General features: G+C 40.6%; 21 protein-coding genes. 16 read left to right on the top strand and 5 right to left on the bottom strand.

Translation table 11 applies throughout. From position 1 onward, the window contains the following. The first annotated feature begins 1 nt into the window (after position 1). From ACFOHL_RS10035 to rfbB, 7 genes are read left to right on the top strand one after another with little or no spacing between them, the layout of a single operon-like run. Entirely contained in the window at positions 2-787 is a 786-nt protein-coding gene (locus tag ACFOHL_RS10035) for an ABC transporter permease (protein ID WP_376920090.1), read from the top strand. Next, positions 784-1434, top strand: coding sequence for an ABC transporter ATP-binding protein (locus ACFOHL_RS10030; RefSeq protein WP_376920089.1), 651 nt, complete (start codon positions 784-786; stop codon positions 1432-1434). Before ACFOHL_RS10035 ends, ACFOHL_RS10030 begins: the two co-directional genes overlap by 4 nt. Continuing rightward, a complete protein-coding gene (locus ACFOHL_RS10025) occupies positions 1431-2888 on the top strand; it encodes a lipopolysaccharide biosynthesis protein (protein WP_376920088.1) in 1458 nt (485 codons plus the stop codon). The genes ACFOHL_RS10030 and ACFOHL_RS10025 overlap by 4 nt, the downstream gene beginning before the upstream one ends. 8 nt (positions 2889-2896) lie before the next feature. Then, positions 2897-3778 (top strand): glucose-1-phosphate thymidylyltransferase RfbA, encoded by an 882-nt coding sequence (gene rfbA, locus ACFOHL_RS10020; protein WP_376920087.1) that lies wholly within the window; start codon positions 2897-2899, stop codon positions 3776-3778. 2 nt (positions 3779-3780) lie between these two features. Next, on the top strand, positions 3781-4326 hold the full coding sequence (gene rfbC, locus ACFOHL_RS10015) for a dTDP-4-dehydrorhamnose 3,5-epimerase (RefSeq protein ID WP_376920086.1): 546 nt from the start codon (positions 3781-3783) through the stop codon (positions 4324-4326). An 8-nt stretch (positions 4327-4334) separates the two neighbouring features. After that, complete coding sequence (gene rfbD / locus ACFOHL_RS10010; RefSeq protein ID WP_376920085.1) at positions 4335-5198, top strand: dTDP-4-dehydrorhamnose reductase; 864 nt, start codon at positions 4335-4337, stop codon at positions 5196-5198. Between the two features lie 17 nt (positions 5199-5215). Beyond that, positions 5216-6280 (top strand): dTDP-glucose 4,6-dehydratase, encoded by a 1065-nt coding sequence (gene rfbB / locus ACFOHL_RS10005; RefSeq protein ID WP_376920084.1) that lies wholly within the window; start codon positions 5216-5218, stop codon positions 6278-6280. Positions 6281-6455: 175 nt separating this feature from the next. Here rfbB and ACFOHL_RS10000 read toward each other — a convergent pair whose 3' ends face one another. From ACFOHL_RS10000 to ACFOHL_RS09980, 5 genes are all read right to left on the bottom strand, one after another. Then, positions 6456-6971, bottom strand: a complete 516-nt coding sequence (locus ACFOHL_RS10000) for a hypothetical protein (protein WP_376920083.1) — start codon at positions 6969-6971, stop codon at positions 6456-6458. 17 nt (positions 6972-6988) lie between these two features. Continuing rightward, the gene (locus ACFOHL_RS09995; RefSeq protein ID WP_376920082.1) at positions 6989-9148 is read right to left on the bottom strand and encodes a type II and III secretion system protein; all 2160 of its coding nucleotides are present in this window, start codon (positions 9146-9148) and stop codon (positions 6989-6991) included. Positions 9149-9167: 19 nt separating this feature from the next. Then, positions 9168-9653: a hypothetical protein gene (locus ACFOHL_RS09990; RefSeq protein WP_376920081.1), complete on the bottom strand. Its 486-nt coding sequence runs from the start codon at positions 9651-9653 to the stop codon at positions 9168-9170. Further along, a complete protein-coding gene (locus tag ACFOHL_RS09985) occupies positions 9650-10147 on the bottom strand; it encodes a hypothetical protein (protein WP_376920080.1) in 498 nt (165 codons plus the stop codon). Before ACFOHL_RS09985 ends, ACFOHL_RS09990 begins: the two co-directional genes overlap by 4 nt. Before the next feature lie 80 nt (positions 10148-10227). After that, entirely contained in the window at positions 10228-11148 is a 921-nt protein-coding gene (locus ACFOHL_RS09980) for a hypothetical protein (RefSeq protein WP_376920079.1), read from the bottom strand. Positions 11149-11253: 105 nt separating this feature from the next. Between ACFOHL_RS09980 and ACFOHL_RS09975 the strand changes: the two genes are divergently transcribed. From ACFOHL_RS09975 to ACFOHL_RS09935, 9 genes are all read left to right on the top strand, one after another. Then, positions 11254-12936 (top strand): GspE/PulE family protein, encoded by a 1683-nt coding sequence (locus ACFOHL_RS09975; RefSeq protein WP_376920078.1) that lies wholly within the window; start codon positions 11254-11256, stop codon positions 12934-12936. Between the two features lies 1 nt (position 12937). Continuing rightward, complete coding sequence (locus ACFOHL_RS09970) at positions 12938-14128, top strand: type II secretion system F family protein (RefSeq protein WP_376920077.1); 1191 nt, start codon at positions 12938-12940, stop codon at positions 14126-14128. Between the two features lie 44 nt (positions 14129-14172). After that, on the top strand, positions 14173-14598 hold the full coding sequence (gene gspG, locus ACFOHL_RS09965; protein ID WP_376920076.1) for a type II secretion system major pseudopilin GspG: 426 nt from the start codon (positions 14173-14175) through the stop codon (positions 14596-14598). Then, positions 14582-14989 carry a prepilin-type N-terminal cleavage/methylation domain-containing protein gene (locus tag ACFOHL_RS09960; protein ID WP_376920075.1) on the top strand — a complete coding sequence of 136 codons (408 nt, stop codon included), beginning with the start codon at positions 14582-14584 and terminating at the stop codon, positions 14987-14989. Before gspG ends, ACFOHL_RS09960 begins: the two co-directional genes overlap by 17 nt. A gap of 63 nt (positions 14990-15052) precedes the next feature. Further along, a complete protein-coding gene (locus ACFOHL_RS09955) occupies positions 15053-15445 on the top strand; it encodes a type II secretion system protein J (RefSeq protein ID WP_376920074.1) in 393 nt (130 codons plus the stop codon). A gap of 14 nt (positions 15446-15459) precedes the next feature. Further along, entirely contained in the window at positions 15460-16083 is a 624-nt protein-coding gene (locus ACFOHL_RS09950) for a prepilin-type N-terminal cleavage/methylation domain-containing protein (RefSeq protein WP_376920073.1), read from the top strand. Beyond that, positions 16073-17032 (top strand): hypothetical protein, encoded by a 960-nt coding sequence (locus tag ACFOHL_RS09945; protein WP_376920072.1) that lies wholly within the window; start codon positions 16073-16075, stop codon positions 17030-17032. Before ACFOHL_RS09950 ends, ACFOHL_RS09945 begins: the two co-directional genes overlap by 11 nt. A 290-nt stretch (positions 17033-17322) precedes the next feature. Continuing rightward, entirely contained in the window at positions 17323-18741 is a 1419-nt protein-coding gene (locus tag ACFOHL_RS09940) for a hypothetical protein (protein ID WP_376920071.1), read from the top strand. A gap of 71 nt (positions 18742-18812) precedes the next feature. Further along, on the top strand, positions 18813-19646 hold the full coding sequence (locus tag ACFOHL_RS09935; protein WP_376920070.1) for a sulfotransferase: 834 nt from the start codon (positions 18813-18815) through the stop codon (positions 19644-19646). Positions 19647-19676 lie beyond the last annotated feature (30 nt).

Below are 19676 nucleotides of genomic sequence, written 5' to 3'. Positions count from 1 at the left end.
AATGGCAATTGCTAGAAAGAGAAGCAAATGGCGCGTTTGGCGGGATGTTATATACTCGCTTATGGTCAGAGAAATAAAAACCGGCTTCAGTGATAAATTGGGTCTCAGTTGGGCGATACTCAACCCCATTGTTTTCATTTTTGTTTTGTCATTTGTTAGAGGCCGCCTTGATGGTGGTGAAACATATTCTATGCCGACCTTTACCTTTATGGCATATGGCTTACTAATTTTTCAATTGTTTCTACAGACTTTTAATGCTTCAAGCATGGCTATTAAAAAGTCAAAGCCGTTGTTTGCGTTTAGGCAAGTGCAGCCAATAAGCCCAGTTATTGCTTGTGCTGTTTTTGAAGGAATTGTAAAAATATTCGTTATTATCGGCATTACTGTCGTGATGTACTTATTGATGATGGAAATCAGAATTGATAATCCACTGGGCGTCATATCTATCTTCTTTACTGTGTGGTTTATAGGTGGAATTGCAGGTCTAATTTTTGGCATTGCTCAGCTATACATTCCCGAAATTAATAAATTTAAAAATATGATGACTCGTCCTTTGTTTTTTATTTCGGGTATCTTTTTTTCCTTAAGAGATATACCTAAAGAGTATTGGTGGTTACTGGACTGGAACCCTTTACTGCATGCAACCGAGTTAGCTCGTTATTACTCGTACACCTCTTATGGAAAAGTTGGCGTTTCTCAATCCTTCATACTCGAAGTTTTATTAGTCATGACTGCTTTTTCTCTCTTGTTTTATCGCGCATCATGGAAAGGGGCAATTTCTAGGTGATTGAGCTCATAGACGTAACTAAGTATTACCCTTCAGAATTGGGTAAGCAGTATGTTTTTGAATCACTTAATTTTTCGATTCCAACTGACAGGAATATTGCTTTACTTGGTAAAAATGGCGCGGGTAAATCAACATTATTTAGGTTACTAGCGGCTAGTGAATTTCCGAATTCTGGTAAAATTATCTCAGAAAAAACGATTTCTTGGCCTGTTGCCCTCTCGACAGGTATCCATCAAGCTATGACAGGAAGAGAAAACACCCGCTTTATAGGGCGAATTAACGGTGTCAGTGACCTAGACGAATATGAACGTCGAGTGAAAGCATTTTCTGAACTAGGTGCAAAGTATGACTTACCTGTTCGCACCTATTCTTCTGGTATGAAACCTAGGCTTGCATTTGCTTGTTCGGTTGCTTTGGATTTCGATGTATACTTGATTGATGAGGTCACTTCTGTTGGCGATGCAGGTTTCAAAAAAAAGGCGCGAAGGGCATTGTATGACCGAAGTGAAATGTCCAGTGTCATTATGGTAAGTCACCAAACAAGTGAACTAAAACTATTTTGTGATAGCGCAATTGTTTTGGATAAGGGACAGCTTGTTTACTATGATGATCTGAGTGAGGCGATTGAAAGGTATGAGATGTTGTGAAAGATAAAGCAGGGAGTAATCCAGACGATACGCTAAAAAATTTGAGTCCAGATGATTACATGAGCGGGTTAACGCCATCGCAAAGAGATGATACGGAATTTTTGCTGACTGAAGTTAAACGACTCACAAATGTTAATGATAGTGTAGTTAAACGTATTTTTGTTAGGCTGAAGAGCATTAACAAAAATAATCATGAAGCCTTGGGTAAAATAGAAGAGGCTCAAATGCGTTGGGAGCTTTTTAGTACCCCAAAAAACAAGGACTTTTTTGGTGAGAATAGAAGCCATGACGATCGCACTCCGTCGTCAAAAGTGACAAATGGGGTAGCGCATTATTTTGCTCAGTTTTTTGACATATTAAGTGCTCATGGATACAAGCTGATCGTACTCCTGCCTTGTGTTTTGACTTTGATTTTTTTGGCATTTATCGCGAGTCCACGGTATGAAAGTACAACTTTATTAATGGTTGAGCAACCTGATGCTGGTGCTACACTTACGCCAGAGTTAGCATTACTTTCTTCTATGTCAGGTGCAAAGGCGACGACCGACAATGAGCTGGTAAAGGCCTATATTTTTTCAAACGATATGCTTCAATATTTAGAAGCTACTTACTCCTTTTCGGAGCATTATTCTGATAAACGTTTGGATTTTTTTAGTCGATTAGAAGAGGATGCGTCCCTTGAGACTCGTCATGCTTATTTTACAAAGAGAATATCTGCAGATATTGATGTCACAAGCGGAATTATTTCGGTCAATGTTCAGGCTTTTACCCCTGAATATGCGCAGTTATTAGCAAAAGCAATTGCTACAAGAGCAGAATGGTATATCAATAAAATAGGCCATGATCTCGCCAAAGCGCAACTGTCTTTTGTGCAAACAGAGCATGACAGGGTCGAAGAAAAGCTTCAGCAGGCTCAAAACAAGCTGTTGCAGTTTCAGCGTCAGTACAACCTTATTGACCCCGAAGCCGAGTTGGCGGCTCTTCAGCAAATTACATTTGGCTTAGAAAGTCAGATTGCCGCAAAAAAAGCCGAACTAAATGCTTTAAAGAGCAGCATGAGTAGCTCAGCGCCTCCCGTAGTCCAAGCCAGTGAACAACTTATCAGTTTGGAGCAGCAGCTGGCTGAAGAGAGGCAGCGATTAACCAGTTCCAATCTGGAAAATAGCGACTCTACAGATACGCCTGTCAATCAAATTCTGAATCAGTTTACAGACTTCAAGATAGATTTAGAGTTTGCGCTTGAATCATACTCTGCTTCTAAAATTTCGCTCGAAAAATCCAGAATAGAAGCTTATCGACAACTTAAATACTTGGTAGTGATAGATAGCGCATTTCTGCCAGAAGATAATACTTATCCAAAGGTGTTTTATTCTACCTTACTCGTGTTTGTCTTTCTTAACTTAATTTTTGGTATTGGTAAGCTCATCATCGCGACAGTAGATGAGCTAAAATAGGAGATAGAATGGCGCGTAAAGGAATTATTCTGGCTGGCGGCACAGGCTCACGTTTGCACCCACTTACTTCAGTGGTGAGTAAACAGCTTATGCCGGTATATGATAAACCCATGATTTACTATCCGCTGGCAACGCTTATGTTAGCTGGCATAAGAGATATATTGATAATCAGTACACCCAACGAGTTGCCAAGGTTTAAGGATTTGTTAGGTAGTGGTGAATCCTTGGGTATCTCCATTGAGTATTTGCCTCAGCCTTCTCCCGATGGTTTGGCACAAGCTTTCCTCATAGGTGAAGATTTTATTGCAAATGACCCATGTACCCTGATTTTGGGTGATAACCTTTTTTACGGTCATGATCTACAAAAATCTCTAGAAGTTGCTAGTCAACAAGCCAACGGGGCAACTGTTTTTGGTTATCATGTGAATGATCCGGAGCGCTACGGTGTTGTCGACTTTGATGATGATTGGAAAGCTCTTTCTATTGAAGAAAAGCCTAGTAAACCAAAATCCAGCTACGCGGTTACAGGTTTGTATTTTTACGACAATCAGGTTGTCGAGTTAGCCAAGCAAGTTAAGCCATCACCCCGTGGCGAACTAGAAATAACTGATCTCAACAATATGTACTTAGCAAGAGATAATTTAAACGTTCAACTTATGGGGCGAGGTTCAGCTTGGTTAGATACTGGCACTGTTGATAGTTTGCTAGATGCTTCAAATTTCATTGCGAACATTGAAAAAAGGCAAGGGCTAAAAATATGTTGCCCAGAAGAAATTGCATTCAGGAAAGGTTATATAAGTAAAGAAGACTTACAAGCCTTAGCCCAGCCTTTAGTAAAAAGTGGCTACGGACAGTATTTGATGAAAATCTTAGATGAGAAAATAAAATAATAATGAAAGTAATTGCAACCGATATCCCTGACGTTAAAGTAATTGAGCCGCAAGTATTTGGGGATGAGCGAGGTTTTTTTTTAGAAACGTTTCGCGATGACTGGTTTCGTGAGCACTGCGCCGATGTCACATTTGTGCAAGACAATCACAGTAAATCAGCAAAGGGAATTCTGCGCGGCTTGCATTATCAGCTTGAACACACGCAAGGTAAGCTAGTCAGAGTCATTAGCGGTAGTGTATTTGATGTCGCGGTGGACTTACGTAAATCGAGCGCCACTTTTGGACAATGGGTCGGTTATGAGTTAAGTGCGGAAAACAAACGTCAGCTGTGGGTGCCTGCGGGTTTTGCTCACGGCTTTTATGTTACCAGTGATAGTGCTGAGTTCGTGTATAAATGCACAGACTATTATCACCCCAAATCAGAAGTTTCTATTAAGTTTGATGACCCTCAACTCGCTATTGACTGGCCTATACACCAAGGGGGAAGAGCTAAATTGTCAGCTAAAGATGAAGCTGGCCTTTCCTTTACCGATGCACCGGTATTTTAGAGCTTAATATGATCTTAGTTATTGGAAAAAACGGTCAACTAGCGAGAGCCATAAAATCGCTTGATTCGAATGTGCATTGCTTGGGCAGAGAAGACATTGACTTAGTTAATAGTGAGGGCTGCCTGACTACCATTGCTAAACTTAAACCATCAGGCATTATTAATGCCTCTGCCTACACAGCGGTTGATTTGGCCGAGTCAAATAAACACGAAGCCTTTGAGCTGAATGCTGATGCGGTAAAAAATATTGCGCATGCGGCTAAAAAATTAGGCGTACATTTTGTACATGTTTCTACAGATTATGTTTTCTCTGGAGACAAAGGCTCACCTTATTTACCTAATGATGAACACAAACCTCTCAACCGATATGGTGAAAGCAAAGCGGCTGGCGAAACTCTACTGTTGTCTTCATTCACTGAGAGAACATGTATTTTACGTACAAGTTGGGTGTATTCTGTGTTTGGCAATAATTTTGTGAAAACAATGATAGAATTAATGGCTAGCAAACCTCAGCTTCAAGTCATAGATGATCAAATCGGCAGCCCAACTTCAGCGCATACGCTAGCAAAAGCATGTTTAGCTGCTTTGAACAACTGCTTAACTGGTGTGCATCATGTCACGGATGAAGGTGTTGCGAGTTGGTATGATTTTGCCGTTGCGATTCAAGATATTGCGGTGGCTAAAGGACTGATTGAAACAAGAGTGCCGATTTATCCCGTGTCGTCTTCGGCATTTCAAACGCCGGCAAAACGGCCAACATACAGTGTGTTGTCAAAAACATCGTTAAAGCAAGCATTACCTGATTTAACATTGAATCATTGGCGAGATGAGCTAGAAATTGTTATTAATCAGTTGTCAATCAACAAAATATAGTTAGGAATTAAAAAAACATGTCAAATCGACTCCTAGTTACGGGTGGCGCAGGGTTTATTGGTGCCAATTTCGTACATTATTGGCTAAAGAATAATCCAGACGATAGGCTTGTCGTGATTGATTTATTGACCTACGCAGGCAACCTTGCGAGCTTGGAACTAGTCAAAGACAATCCTGCTTTTAGCTTTGTAAAAGGAGATATTTGCGATACACAGTTAGTAACAGACTTAATTGAGAAGCACAGTATTGATACTATCGTACATTTTGCGGCTGAGTCTCACGTTGACCGTTCAATAACGGGTCCTGATGCATTCGTTGAAACAAATATTATTGGCACCTATTCTTTGTTAAAGGCTGCCAAAAAAGTATGGCTGGATGAATCAGATAAACCCGTTTCGCACCGGTTTCATCACGTGAGCACAGATGAAGTCTACGGTACCTTATCGCCCGCTGACCCTGCTTTCACAGAAGATACGCCTTATGCGCCAAATTCCCCGTATTCAGCTAGCAAAGCGGCTAGTGACCACCTGGTACGTGCCTACCATCACACATATGGATTAAACGTCAGTACTAGCAACTGTTCCAATAACTATGGTCCCTATCATTTCCCAGAAAAGCTGATACCGTTGGTGTTAACAAATATCCTCTTTGACAAGCCATTGCCTATTTACGGTGACGGGCAGCAAATTCGGGATTGGCTTTATGTAGAGGATCATGCGAGAGGCATTGAGCTTGTAATTAAGCATGGAACGGTGGGAGAAAACTACAATATTGGCGGGCACAATGAGTGGGCGAATATCGATATTGTAAAACTAATTTGTGAGAAGATGGACAAGGCATTTGCCAGTAAGCCAGCATTACTAAAAAAATATCCCTTAGCCACAAGAGCCGCGGCAGGCGACTCGGCCTCATTAATTACCTACGTTACAGATAGAGCAGGGCACGACAGACGTTATGCGATTGATGCTACTAAAACGACGAGAGAGCTTGGTTATGCGCCGGTGGAGTCATTTGAGTCGGGTATAGACAAAACAATTGAGTGGTATTTAGAAAATGATGAATGGTGGAAAGCACTGCTTTAAGTTTGCTAGAGCGAGCTTTTATCTCTGTACACCAGAAATCACTATCGTTCAGCGGGATATGAGCTAAACTGTTTAAAAACAGCCTAATTGGGTGTCCAAAACCATTAGGTCGGCACAGTAGACCGTTACACAACTTTATAATCATTTGATTTGAGGCATTTTTGTAATTAATAAATCACTGTTGCAATATAAGTGGTAGTTCTTTTAATTTAACTCTGTTCATATCGTATGAGCCATTCACAATAAAATGTTTAGTTAACTTTGGTGTTTGCTTAGATACTAGCCCGTTGACTTCATATTTAATCGCAGCATCGAGAATCCAGTTTTCCTCTCCATTAAAAACCACGAGTTCCATGGGAAATTTAGCTTCTAAATAATCAATGGCCGTAGCGTTTTCACCATTGTTTTTTATCTTTATTGACTTAATACCCAACTCTACCTCAGACGTACATGTGGCAGAGATCAATTGAGACGCTTCATCTTGTTTTATTAGTTCTTCTAGTATGTCAGAAGCGATAAACGAGGGGTAATTACTACCCCTTCCAAGTATTTCGATTTGAGATTCAAATTCTTTAGCACAATCGAAATTTTTCAATTCAACATGATTGGAAAATTCGGCATTATTTGCAGCAGCTCCATAGCTCAAACTCATGTACGCAATAAGCATGCTACTTTTGATTGTTTTCTTCACTTATTACCTCCTTAGGATCAATGTATATTTAAATCTCTTAGACGTTGCAATTGTAACTCATCCGTTAGTGCTTCAGATTCTATTGGGGAGTTAGATACGTAGGGGATTATCATAATCATTAACTCCGTTCGGTCTTGCCTTTCAAAGTCAGCACTAAATAACTTTCCGATAAAAGGTAATTTTCCGAGCAGCGGGACACCTTGGTTAACGTCCGAAGTTGCAGACGAAATTAAGCCCCCAAGCAAAACGGAACCTCCGTCCCGTAACGTGACTTTTGTATTTATTCTACGCTCTGTTATTTCAGGGTTACCTGCAGCACCGGGTTCAGTGGTCGATTGGCTGAATGATTGCGTTACTTCTATATCTACAAAACCAGAGGCATGTACCGTTGGTTTTATCTCCAGTGTAACCCCTGTATCCAAATAGTTAACATTTTGAACCGTCGGTGCAGTCCCTGTTTCAGTACTTTGAATAGTTGAAGATATGATTGGTATGCGTGTTAACGCATCAAACGTTGCTTCTTCTCCGCTTTTCACCATCAAGCGAGGCCTAGACCTTATGGTTGCTTGATCATTTTGATAAAACGCGTTGATTGTTGCTCGAGTGATCCCTGCACTGTCAAGAGGGTTAACTAAGCTAAATGCAAATCCACTCCCAGCATTGTCGATTTCAAAATTAGTAGAACTTGAACTAGTGAACCTATCAAGACCTGCTCTTGCTAACCATTGGACACCTGTTTCTGTTTCGTCATTTAATGTTACTTCAACCACAATAGCTTCAATCATAACTGACGGAGCAGGCTTATCCAGGCGTTTAATAACGGGAAGTACCTTTAACCATTCCTTTCCACTTCCCTTGAAAAGTATAGTGTTTAGCTTTTCGTCCACGGTATACAAACCAGATGATTTTTCTGAGTTACCACTCCTCGTTCTTCTATTGCTAGCGGTTGAACGCACGTTACCTGCACTTAAATTGCCAATGTCAGAATCTTCAGTTGCCTCACTTGAACTCTCAGATGCAGAATAATTTGTTACGCCTAGTTCTCCGAGCACCGTGACTACGTGTGTTGCGAGTGTGCTTTGTACTGCATAACTAAAAAAGCCCTCCTCAATTTCGCTTTGAGTACGGATTTCTATTGCCGATATCCATGATTCAATGTGCTCTAAAACTTCCTTGGATTTGGCAAATACAATAAGTTGCCCCACACTTTCTAGTGGAAGTAGTTTTATTGCTGTTCCTAATGAGTCACCAGTACTGACTGCAAAACCTTCAGTTTTTAATATTTGCTCTAAATTGAAAGACAATTCGCTTACTGTGCCTGATTGTGGATTAAAAATTCGGCTATGCATGCCTGTCATTTCTGGTTGGTCAAACAGCTTAGCTGCAGCTATCCCTTGTTCGACTCGAGCCTTGGTTCCTTGAAAAATTACTGCGTTGTTGTCTAATTCAGGTTTAATATTCAATTCATTGGGTTTAAACAATTGCTTGAGATATATTACGACGTTGCTGGCACCAACTGATTTCAAAGGATAGATGTAAAATAGTGGGCGGTTACTTGATGGCACTTCTGGTAAAGCTTTTCCACTTACTAGTAACGGAGTGTCTTGCGCACTAGCATCTTCTGAAAAACTAAACACAAGTATATCATCGTTGATTGCAGTGGTAACACCGTAAGGGGCGAGCGTTTGGGTAGCAACCCTATATAGTGCGCGCGCATCTAAAGGTGAGGCCAAGCGCATGGTGATAAGATCTGATGCTTTTGCTACTTGCGGCTCAATAACAAAACCTAAGCCAAGTTGATTCCCAAAAATTTCGTTAATAAATGCGCTTACGGGCATATTGTTGAAGCTTAATCTGCTAATTTTATTGGTGTTATCTAGCTTTGGGAGAACAACATCACTGGCAACTTCACTCTTTTGCTTTACAGACAGTGAGGGGGCTTTTCTTACTTCAGTGCGAACAATACTTCCATCCTCACTATCGATAGTAAGTGTTATGGGCTCCTCTTGCTTTGCAGAAGGTTTAGGTTCTCTCAGCTTTGAAGAAAAAGTTTGTTTATCAATTTTTGAAAGTTTTTTTGCGGGTCCGTCAAAATGGGCGCAGCTTACAATAGTCAGTACCGCACTCGATACCAATAAAGACTTAAGAATAGTTTTTTTCAAATTGCTTAGGTTCATTTCGTTATGACTTCTTGTTTTATGAATGAGGTTCAAAAAGACGATGGGTATGCGAGGTGTTGCTTGCATGGTGCTGCCAAGTTGCAGTTGTTGCACCAACATCACTTAATACCCACCCGTCTAAAATTGACGACCCAAGTGTTACGTTTAGGGTTTCATAGTCGATACTTGACTTCTCGGCATCGACAACTGGAACCAAAACAATAGCCAAGGTTTTGTTATCGGGAATTAGACCTATGAGCTTGATTGCTGAGATATCGTTAGGATCAATTTGGATATTTTCTGCTTTTTCAATAGTTGTGACCGTTTCGTTTTTTTCTTGGGGAGCAAACTGAGATACGTTAGTGATGACGGCTTTCCAATCAAACTGATTTTTTGAAGGAGTAAACGTTTCCGAAAATTCTTCGGGACTATTAGAAAAGTTCTGAGGCGCATACATCATCATTATACCCGCGGCAACACTTAAGAAGACAGACACTGCATAAAAAATATTAAGCTTTCTCATTTAGCTAGCTGTTCCTTAAAAAGCAAATCGATGACAATTATAACTGAATTTGAGGCTTTGGGAGAATATTGCATAGAAGCAACACGTATATTTTGCGCTGTTGGCTCTACGTTCTCTAGAAAACGCAAAACATTACTCTCACTTAATCGCCCATTTATTTCTACACGCACACTCCATAAGTTAGAGGAGGGCGTTTCAATCTTTTCAGAGCCCAACAAGTTAAAACGATTTCTTTCTAATATTGTGTTAAACGACGCTTCTAACTTAGATAAAGCGGAGGCTTCCGCTGCACTTTGAGAGCTAGCAGTCGGTATATTTGACAGCACTTGGGTTTGATAGTTTTCATAAAGCTCTAGTAGTTCAGCTGATAGTTCTGAGTTTTTTACTGCATTTAACCTTACATGCATCGCAACTGCTGAATCAATATCGTTTTTTAACGCTCTAATGTGCTCAAAAATACTACTTCCAACCAATACTATACTCAAAATTAACACAGTAAGTAGCATCCATTGAAGTCTCGGTTGTTCCTTAATATTTGTAATTGTTTTTCCTAGATTTTCGGACTTTCTATTTATTAGTTCCATTGTATCTCAAGCAACCACGTGTCTTCATCATTATGGGGTTTAATATTTGCTCCATCAACATTTTCTATTTGTTGAGTCCGTTCCACGAGTCGCGTAATATCCGTGTCCTCAGAGCTGAACTCGATGATTAACATTTTATTTTGCCATTGCCATCTATTAATTTTGATGTTTGATGATGAATTTAGTTCATTTATCGCCATCCCAAGTGCCACAGGTAATTCAAAGAATTCATTCTGCCAATCACCTACGGTTTCCAAGGTTTGAATGGCATTTACCAACTTTTCTCTTTTTAATAATTTGGGTGAAACAGCATCTGCAAGTACTTCATTTTCCGCGGTAATACTAGTTAATTGATAATAGTGAGTTAACCAAGCTGAGGTCATTGTTATTGTAAATAATATTAGCAATAACAGTACTGCCTTAAACCAAGTTAGTGGAGCAGTGAGTACTTTTTTTGCTCGTTTTTGAATTGCCCAACCAGATACTGAAGTGTTTATTTTACATGCGTTTTCAGGTGACTCATGGAGTGCAATACATGAGGCAAGGATGCCGTCTTGCCAATGTTGTCGGTAAGCAAAGTGAATGGATTTGACTACATGCTCACCGTTGTTTAGTGGTTTCTGTAAGGCGGTTTCTGGTATACCGTTATAATCAGACTTTGTATACCAAAGGTGAATACCCAGTTTGCTGTCAAAACGATATATCTTGCTCTCTTTAAAGGGAGAGAGCACCTCTTGTTGTAAAGTCCGCCACTTGTTTAACTCACTTCGTGATAAGTTATTGGGGTATTTCTTAAAAACGTAAAAAAAGTGAGACGTGTCGTCTATTTCTATTTTGTTTTCGCTTAAAAGCGGCTCGATTTTGTCAAGCAACGACCCGACAACGTTCTTAAGCAGTATTGTTGATGACACTTTCAATCCGTTTATAAATTGTTGAAACTATAGTGTAATATACTCCTACAATCAGACACAACTAAATCGTAGTTTCGAATAAACTCTTTAAGGTTCTCTATCAAAGTGACAAATCCATTGACAATCGATATCAAACAATTTGAGTCGGCGCTAATTTCAGAGTTAAGAGAAGAATTAGCATTGAGCGATAAGCAGCTTATGCTAATTGACAATACAGCTGAAGATCTAGCATGCTCAAAGTTAACGGCATTAAATCGTTTGGCTCTGGCTAGCGAGGAGACTATCGCATCTCGCATTGCAGAGTATTTAGACTGGGACTATGTGAATAAAATTGTTGATTGCCCTTCGGTTGTCGAGATTTTAGAACAAATCGAAAAAACAGGGCTTTCAATCGACTGGTGCGTAGAACAAAGTATTTTTGTAACTAAAACTGATTCCGCCTATTGCATATTCATTCACGATCCATTTAACTTATTTGCACTGTCTGTTGTAATTGCTGAGCTTCAGCCAAAAATTGAAAAACAGTTTTTGGTGCTTTCTAGCGCAATGTTAGCTAATGTCGTCGAGGACTTGTCACGAGAAAGAGCAGTGTCGGAGTTGTTTGGTGCCACAAGTTCAAATGTTGCAGCGCTGGCGGAAGAAGCCCCCGTTATTAATCTCGTTAATAGTTTTTTAGAGAAAGCTATACAAGCCGAAGCATCTGATATTCATATTGAGGCTGGTAGCTCAAATATGGTTGTAAGATTTCGAGTTGACGGAACGTTAATTGAATATATGCAACAACCTATTTCACGTTTTCCCGCAATTGCTTCAAGGATCAAACTTATCTCTGATTTAGATATTGCCGAGCGACGCCTCCCTCAAGACGGACGGTTTTCTGCGAGAAGTGCGGGTTTGGAGTTTGACGTTCGCGTTTCCACAGCACCAGATGTGCATGGCGAATCAATCGTAATGCGATTGTTACCAAAAAAACGAGAAGAGCTTTCGTTGGCGAAGCTTGGCTTTGAGTCTGATCACTTGGCTCAAATTAAAAAATGGGGGACACTCTCCAATGGCATTGTATTGGTTACTGGCCCAACAGGCTCAGGTAAATCTACGACGCTATATGGCTTATTAAAAGATATCAAAACGGGTAACGAAAAAATTGTAACAGTAGAAGACCCTGTCGAGTTTCAGTTAGACGGCATCACTCAAGTTCAAGCAAAGCCGGAAATCGGATATACATTTGCTAAGGCCTTGAGGACATTTTTACGTCAAGATCCTGATGTTATCATGGTGGGTGAAATTCGCGATCGCGAAACCGCAGAAATTGCCATTCAATCCTCGCTCACAGGACACTTAGTTCTTTCTACATTGCACACAAATGATGCTTGTTCAGTGTTCCCAAGGTTATCTGATATGGGAGTTGAGCCATTTTTAATAGCTGCAACAATTCAAGGTGTTCAAGCACAGAGACTTGTCAGAAAATTATGTAACGCGTGTGCAATAAAGACCTCTCCGCCACCCTTTGTCGACAGCGCAGAATATTCAAACAATTGGAAAAAGGCTGTAGGCTGCCCTAAGTGTCAGGGTCGCGGATACAAAGGGCGTGTTGGGATATACGAACTAGTAGCGGTGACGCAAGAGCTGAGAACATTGATTACAAATTCTGCACCTGTAGCAGATATTAGAAAACAAGCTAAACTAGATGGTTCGCGTAATTTATTTGCCGATGGACTTCTCAAAGCGTCAATGGGTATTACAAGCGTGGAAGAAGTTTTACGAGTGTGCAATAGCGAAGAAGGTTAGAATGAAATTTGAGTATCGAGGTGTGGAGCATAGCACAGCATCGCGAATAAGTGGTGTGATCGAGGCTATATCCAAACAGCAGGCCCTACACGAGCTACAAGAGCAACAAATTCAAGTATTTGATATAATTGAGTTTGAACGAAAAGAGTCGCGTGGGCGAAAAATTAGAGAAAAAGATCTCGTTTTACCAATACAAGAACTGGCTACTTTAGCAGGTTCGGGGGTATCTCTCATTGATGCAATCTACGCAATCGCAGAAAATGATGAAAAACCCAGACTGTCATACGGATTTAAACGAATCGCAGCAGATATTGAAGCAGGGGAAAAGTTTTCAGATGCTCTAGCTAAGTCTTTCCTCCCATTTCCCCGTTTTATTTCGCCACTGATCAAGGCCGGCGAGCTTGGCGGTACACTCAATGTTGCTCTAAAAAATGCTGCAGAACAAATGCAGTATGAAGAGAGTATACGTGGTGATATACGGAGTGCATTAACTTATCCTGCAGTACTTATATGCTCTGGTATTGCTGCCATGTTGATTATATTTTTTTCGGTAGTGCCTAAGTTTAGTCATATGTTAGATGGTGACACAGAACTTCCGTGGCTAGCTTTTGCTGTCTTATCGGCAGGTAAGACAGTGAATGAGTCACCATTTATTGTGGCTGGCAGTTTGATTATAGTGGTTGCTGCGTTTGTTCTGTTTTTTACTCAACAGAAGGTACGTCGATTCATTATGGATTTGATGCTGGATATGCCAGTTATTGGTTCATGGTTAGCCGAACAGGACACTGCTAGATGGGCAGCATTAGCGTCTGCGATGTTACAAGCTAAAGTCAGCTTGGTTGAAGCTCTTGCGCTGGCTGCTCAGGCGTCCAATTATACTAAAAGACAAAAGCGTGCGATTAATATGGTAAGCTCGATAGAGGCTGGTGTTGCTTTTAGTGAGGCGTTGAAGCAAGCTAGATTGATACCGGCAACTTCTCTTAATCTAATCGCAGTCGGTGATAAAACCGGTCAATTAGGAGAAATGCTTGAAGCAGTAGCAAGTTTACATGACAAATCGTGCAAACGAAAAATGAAACAAGTGCTAACTTTGATGGAACCAATCGCGATACTTATAGTCGGTGTGTTAATTGGGGTGATGATTGTCGGTATTGTGTTGGCCATAACTGCGACTACAAATATTGATATTTAAAAATAAAGTGTGTTTCAAATAAATTAAAAGGTAGTAAAAAAGTAATGAAAAAAATAAACGCTCGCCAATATGGCTTTAGTATGATTGAGTTGCTAGTAGTATTGGTCATCCTTGGTTTACTGGCTGGGATTGTTGGGCAACAGTTTTTGGGAAAAGCTGAGACATCAAAGGTGAGAGCAGCTGAAGCACAAATTAAAATTCTGAAGATGGCCTTGCAAACTTATCGTTTAGATGTAGGAAGATACCCTGAGAAGCTCCAAGATTTAAACACGGCTCCATCTCAGCAAAATCGCTATTGGTCTGGGCCTTACCTTGATGATGAGCTTCCGTTAGACCCGTGGAACTCAGGATATGTATACAGAGTAGATAGCAATGCACCTCAAGGATTTTATTTATACAGTAATGGTGCTGATGGTGTTGCGGGTGGAGAAGGACTAAATGCAGATGTAGGTTATGTGCCGAAAGTTTGACAAACTCCCTGTTACAAAGGGTTTCACCATTGTGGAAGTACTCGTTGTTCTTGTAATTGTTGGTTTACTGTCGGCTGTAATCGCGCCTAATATATTTCAGTGGATAAAGTCATCCCAAAATGCAGCGATTGATAGAGAAGTACAGAGCTTTTTTTCTGCATTACCAATACAGGCCAAAATGACGAATACGCCAGTCAGGTTTAAGTCTGAGCAAGCAATACAAAACTTGCCCAAAGAATTGAGTAAATTTACTTTTTTTTTCGACCCTGACCTGATTGTATTGAGTAGTGGTCTTTGCAAAGGCTCGACTCTTACTATTGCAGAAGCTAACAGCGTTACGCGCGTTTATTCAATAGACCCGCCATATTGTTATGTTCAGCTTCAAAATTGACTAGTTCATGCTCACGAGAAATAACAAATTTAAATGAAAGTGTTGAACCCAAAGAAAATTTACATGCGCAAGTCGATGGGTTTTTCATTGATAGAATCACTTGTTGCTCTGGTTGTTTTGTCCATTGTTATTAGTTTGTTGTCAGAATGGGTAAGCAATGCTCAGCGAGCAAGTGTGAGAGTAAACCAGCAGCTAAAGTTAGAAGATACACTTGAACAGGCGATTGCCTATTTGGAAAGTGTCGAGTTCAAAAAACAGCGTGAAGGCTCGTTTCAAATACAGGAAATAGTCATTCGTTGGCGAAGTACAATCTTACGGCAATCTAAAAATGAGTATTATCGGCGGCAACCTGCTTGGAATGTGGTGTTGTTCAACGTTGATTTGTCTTTTTACATCGACAACAGAGAAGTTGCATCGGTGACTACTGCGATGACTAAGCAGTGGCTTGAACAATAATTGCGAGGTTTTGGGTGAAACATATCCATCCCAATATAACTAAATCAAATGGCTTCACAATCATGGAGTTGTTAGTTGTTTTAGTTATTCTGTCGCTTGTGACGACTTTGTTATTGTCGTCGTTATCAGTAATTTGGAAGAGCTTTGAACGTTTGGAGCACAAACAGCTCAATCATTCTGCAAATCTTGCCGCGTTTTGGTTTAGGAGTAGCATAGAAAATGCAATACAGTTTCACCCAGAGCGTCCTTCTTTTTATGGTGATGCTCGTTCAATCACCTTCTTTTCTGTAGGCGCTATTGATTCTGAAACCAGTCAACCGACGCGGCTTAGTTGGGAGATACTGGTAGCAGAAGACAAGCATAACCAAGATATTTATACCCTGCGATATGTAAATCGTCTATCCGGCGAGTATGTCGATACACACAAAACTGACGTCCCGTTGAGCTTTGTCTATGCAAATGAAAACAAAGAGCAATCATCGATCTTTCGTCCCGAAAGATCTGTGTTACCAAACGCGGTCTATATTACTGCCAATACGGAAAGTGAAAATCAAATTTGGGTAGTTGCCATACCCAAAAATAGAGGGCCGGCTGAAGTACCCGTTGAAATGGCAACGTTTGGTGAATATGAATTTTAAAGATATCTTTCAACCGCAAGACGTGTCAAGGCTATCCGTTCAAAGAGGCGTAGTGCTATTAGCTGTGCTTGGATTCCTAATTATTGCTAGTATATTAATCAGTAGTGCCAGCGTCATAATGGAAGAGCGGCTAAATATTGCTACTCAGTCGCAGCAAAACTTTTATAACTTGGCTTTAGCTCATTCAAAAAAAGCCGAATTAATATATTTGTTGTCTACCCAGCGGCTAACCGTTGCCGGCATTAGCCAAGGAAGAAACCCAGAAGGTGCTATCACGAATGAAGACGGTTTCTTCGTAAATCGAACGACAGGCGACGAATTAAGAGTGGATGGGCAAGTTATTACAACAGAAAATAGCCTTTCCTTTGCCATACAAAATATGGCGGGCTTGATTGCGATAAATACAAGTGAACAGTTTTGGTTGTCGCGATATTTGAACAATAGTCGAGTGAGCTCGATCAATAAGCACAGGCTACTCGATTCATTGAGAGATTACGCCGATGAAGACGACACACAGTCTGCCGCTGGCAAAGAAGCAAGTTCGGGTTATCATACAAGCAACTACCTTTTACAATCGTGCACTGAATTATATTCCGTTGCTCACTGGTCGGCATACCTGCTTACAGATGATTCTCTATTAGAACATTGTTCATTAGGACGCACCTCGATATTAAATTTTAATGCGGTGCCGATAAGGCTTTGGAAAAGGCTCTTTCCTGACAGTGCAGATAAAGTGCAACAAATGCGCGAAAAAGGGGAGTGGTTGGAGTCACTAAACAGTCTGACACAAATGGAACCTAGTATAGTTAATCTGCAGGATGAATATTATTCCGTATTAGGCGGTAAACGTTTTGCCGTATTGGTGTGGCATGAAGGTGTGCAGGTAAAAAGCCATATTCAAGTGGGAGATAACCTTGCAAAGCCGTTTACCTCGAAAATCTATCAATAACTTTATGCTGATTTTTATACCTAAAATTTTGTTGTAATCCTTGCAAAACTTACTTTTCATGCTATAAAGTTATAAAGCTAGTAAATATTTGAGGGATCGCGCCGATATTTATTTAGCTTTTTGCTCTTGTTGTTTCAAAAAAACAATGAGTTATACAATAAAAAAGTTGAACGCGACAAATTGGTGTTGTACCTTATAGGGGATGTCTGGTGCAAAGTCACTCAGATTACTATGTTGGCAGTGCGCCAAGACAAACAAAAAAACTTAATCTACACTCTCAGGAGTTTTAAATGCTAAATAAAAAATTACTGGCTGTCTCAGTTGCAGCCTTATTCTCTGGCGCTGCTACAGCCGCTATCGATTTGAATGCGACCACTAGCCAAGCCCTCGTGTACGAAAGAGCTGCTATCATTGCTTCTGGCGGTTCTGCAAACGTAGAAGAAGATGGTTTCTTGGTGGTTCAGGGTGGTTCTGGTGAACTAAACGTTCTTGTAAACGCAGGTGTTGGTATTGCTGCTGGTGGTACTCGCTTCATACGGTATGATTTAACTAATGCAAGATTCAATAGTGGCTCAGCGATTGCAGGTGATGGTGCTGGCGGTAGCGCCGACTCGGTAACTATTACTTCTTCTGCAAGTCCATCGCCTGTTGCGGCAGTTACCTTGCTTGAGGGTGGTACTGACGAGTCAACCTTTGCGATTTTTCAGGTAGATATCTCTACTGCGGCCTTGAGCTCCACTGATGACTTCGTTCTTGCACTTCCAAGCTTGGATATCTCGCAAACGGAAGCTGCGTCCATTACGTTTGCTCAATATACAGACTTTGCACAAGCGTCTAACAAATCAAATTCGCTGAATTCTAGTGTTAAAACTGGTCAAATTGCGTCTATCTCAACTAGTGTGGTCGGAACTGTTTCTAAACCACTGAATGTCAAGGCAACTGTGTCGAGCGAATTTAAGAAGTTCCTAAATAACGGTTCTACATCACCTGGACGAATTGGCGATACTCTAGCTACAGTTGGCTCTATGGATGTAAGTGGTTATAATGGAACTACCACGTTGGATCCGGACGATAGTATGGCCATTGCAACTGCAGATGTATTAGATATTAGTCAAAAACTAGTGTTTTCTGGTGATTTTACGTTTGGTAAGTGGACTGTTGATACTGGTTCGGCCTGTGCTTCAGGTACTGTTGCATCTACGCTAAACGGAGACAAAAACACACTCACTACTAATGCAGATGTTACTCTTACTACACCTCATTTCTTATGTTTAGAGAATGGTACAGAGAAAGACGTTATAAATCGTGGTAGTTATAGTGTAGCGCTGGCAGATACTGGTAACTCAGGGTCGTTAGGTGTAATATCTTACGATACTACATCTGTTGCTATCCCGTATCTAACTACTTTTAGTGATTACAATCAACGTGTATACTTAATAAACTCTAGCAGTCGAGATGCTGCATACACTACTTCTTTTAGAACTGAAACTGGTGTTACAGCGACAGCTGGTGCAGCTGCTACAGGAACTATTCCTGCAAACAGTGTGTTAGCAATCAGAGCATCTGATATTGTTACACTTGATGGTAGAACAAGAACTTCTGCTACTATTGAAATTGAAGCAAACCAAGGCGACATCAAAGCAACTACACAGACGATTAATTTGTCTGATGGTTCTACAGACACTGTTGATTTAGTTGTCACTCAGTAAACGTAGTAAATGCTATGTTGTAAAGGCCACTTAACAGTGGCCTTTTTTATTTTTGGGTATTTTTTATTATAATGACGTTTCTTTTAACTGGGGTGCCGCGAGCAGGCACGACATTATGTTGTAATATTCTTAACAATCAAAAGGTCTTTCTAGCACTACACGAACCTATCAACCCCTCAAAGCTCATACCGGATACTAGGACTCCTGCTTACCTTCAGATAAAAGACAAAGTTTTAGAAATCAAGAAAAGCATTTCACTGGGCTTACCTATCGAATTGGGAGACGCTAAACAAGGTTTGGCAGTCAATAACCCCGTTGGCTTGAATGTCGATGCAGCAACCGGCAAGCGCAAGTTGCAAGCAGTCCGCGGAAGTGTTTTGCTGAAGCAATATATTGGTAAGAATGTTCAACTCGTTATTAAACAAAATGCTCTGTTTACGGCTTTATTAACCGAGTTGCGTCGAGAGTTTCCAATAGTTTGTGTTGTGAGAAACCCTGTAGATGTGCTGTTATCTTGGTGGACGATTAGTTTACCAGTTAGCAGAGGGCGTTTGCCTGCAGGTGAGCAAAACAGCGCTTTGCTTGCATCCCGTTTACGAGGTTTGGATGAGCTTAATCGTCAGTTCACGATATACGAATGGTTTTGTGAGTCTTATGAGCCCTATCGCCAAAACACTGTGCGTTATGAAGATATTATCATAACAAATGGTCAAGCATTGGTCGAGAAGTTCAATATTACCTCTCCGTCTTTATCTGAGCTGGCATATCAAGAACGTCATTTTCCGGAAGATGTTTTGCATAAGTTGAGAGCAGCGCAAAATCACATTACCTCGATGAATACCTTCGGGTTTTATACTAAACAAGAAATAACTGATAGACTACAGCAAGTTTTGTCACAGCAATAAGTAGTCGATGCCAAGTTGTTCACCTTATTT

The sequence above is a fragment of the Agaribacter flavus genome (genome assembly GCF_042646125.1).
Taxonomy (GTDB): Bacteria; Pseudomonadota; Gammaproteobacteria; order Enterobacterales; family Alteromonadaceae; genus Glaciecola; species Glaciecola flavus.
Note: the sequence above shows the minus strand (reverse complement) of the source record. Positions and strands in the feature narration are given on the sequence as shown.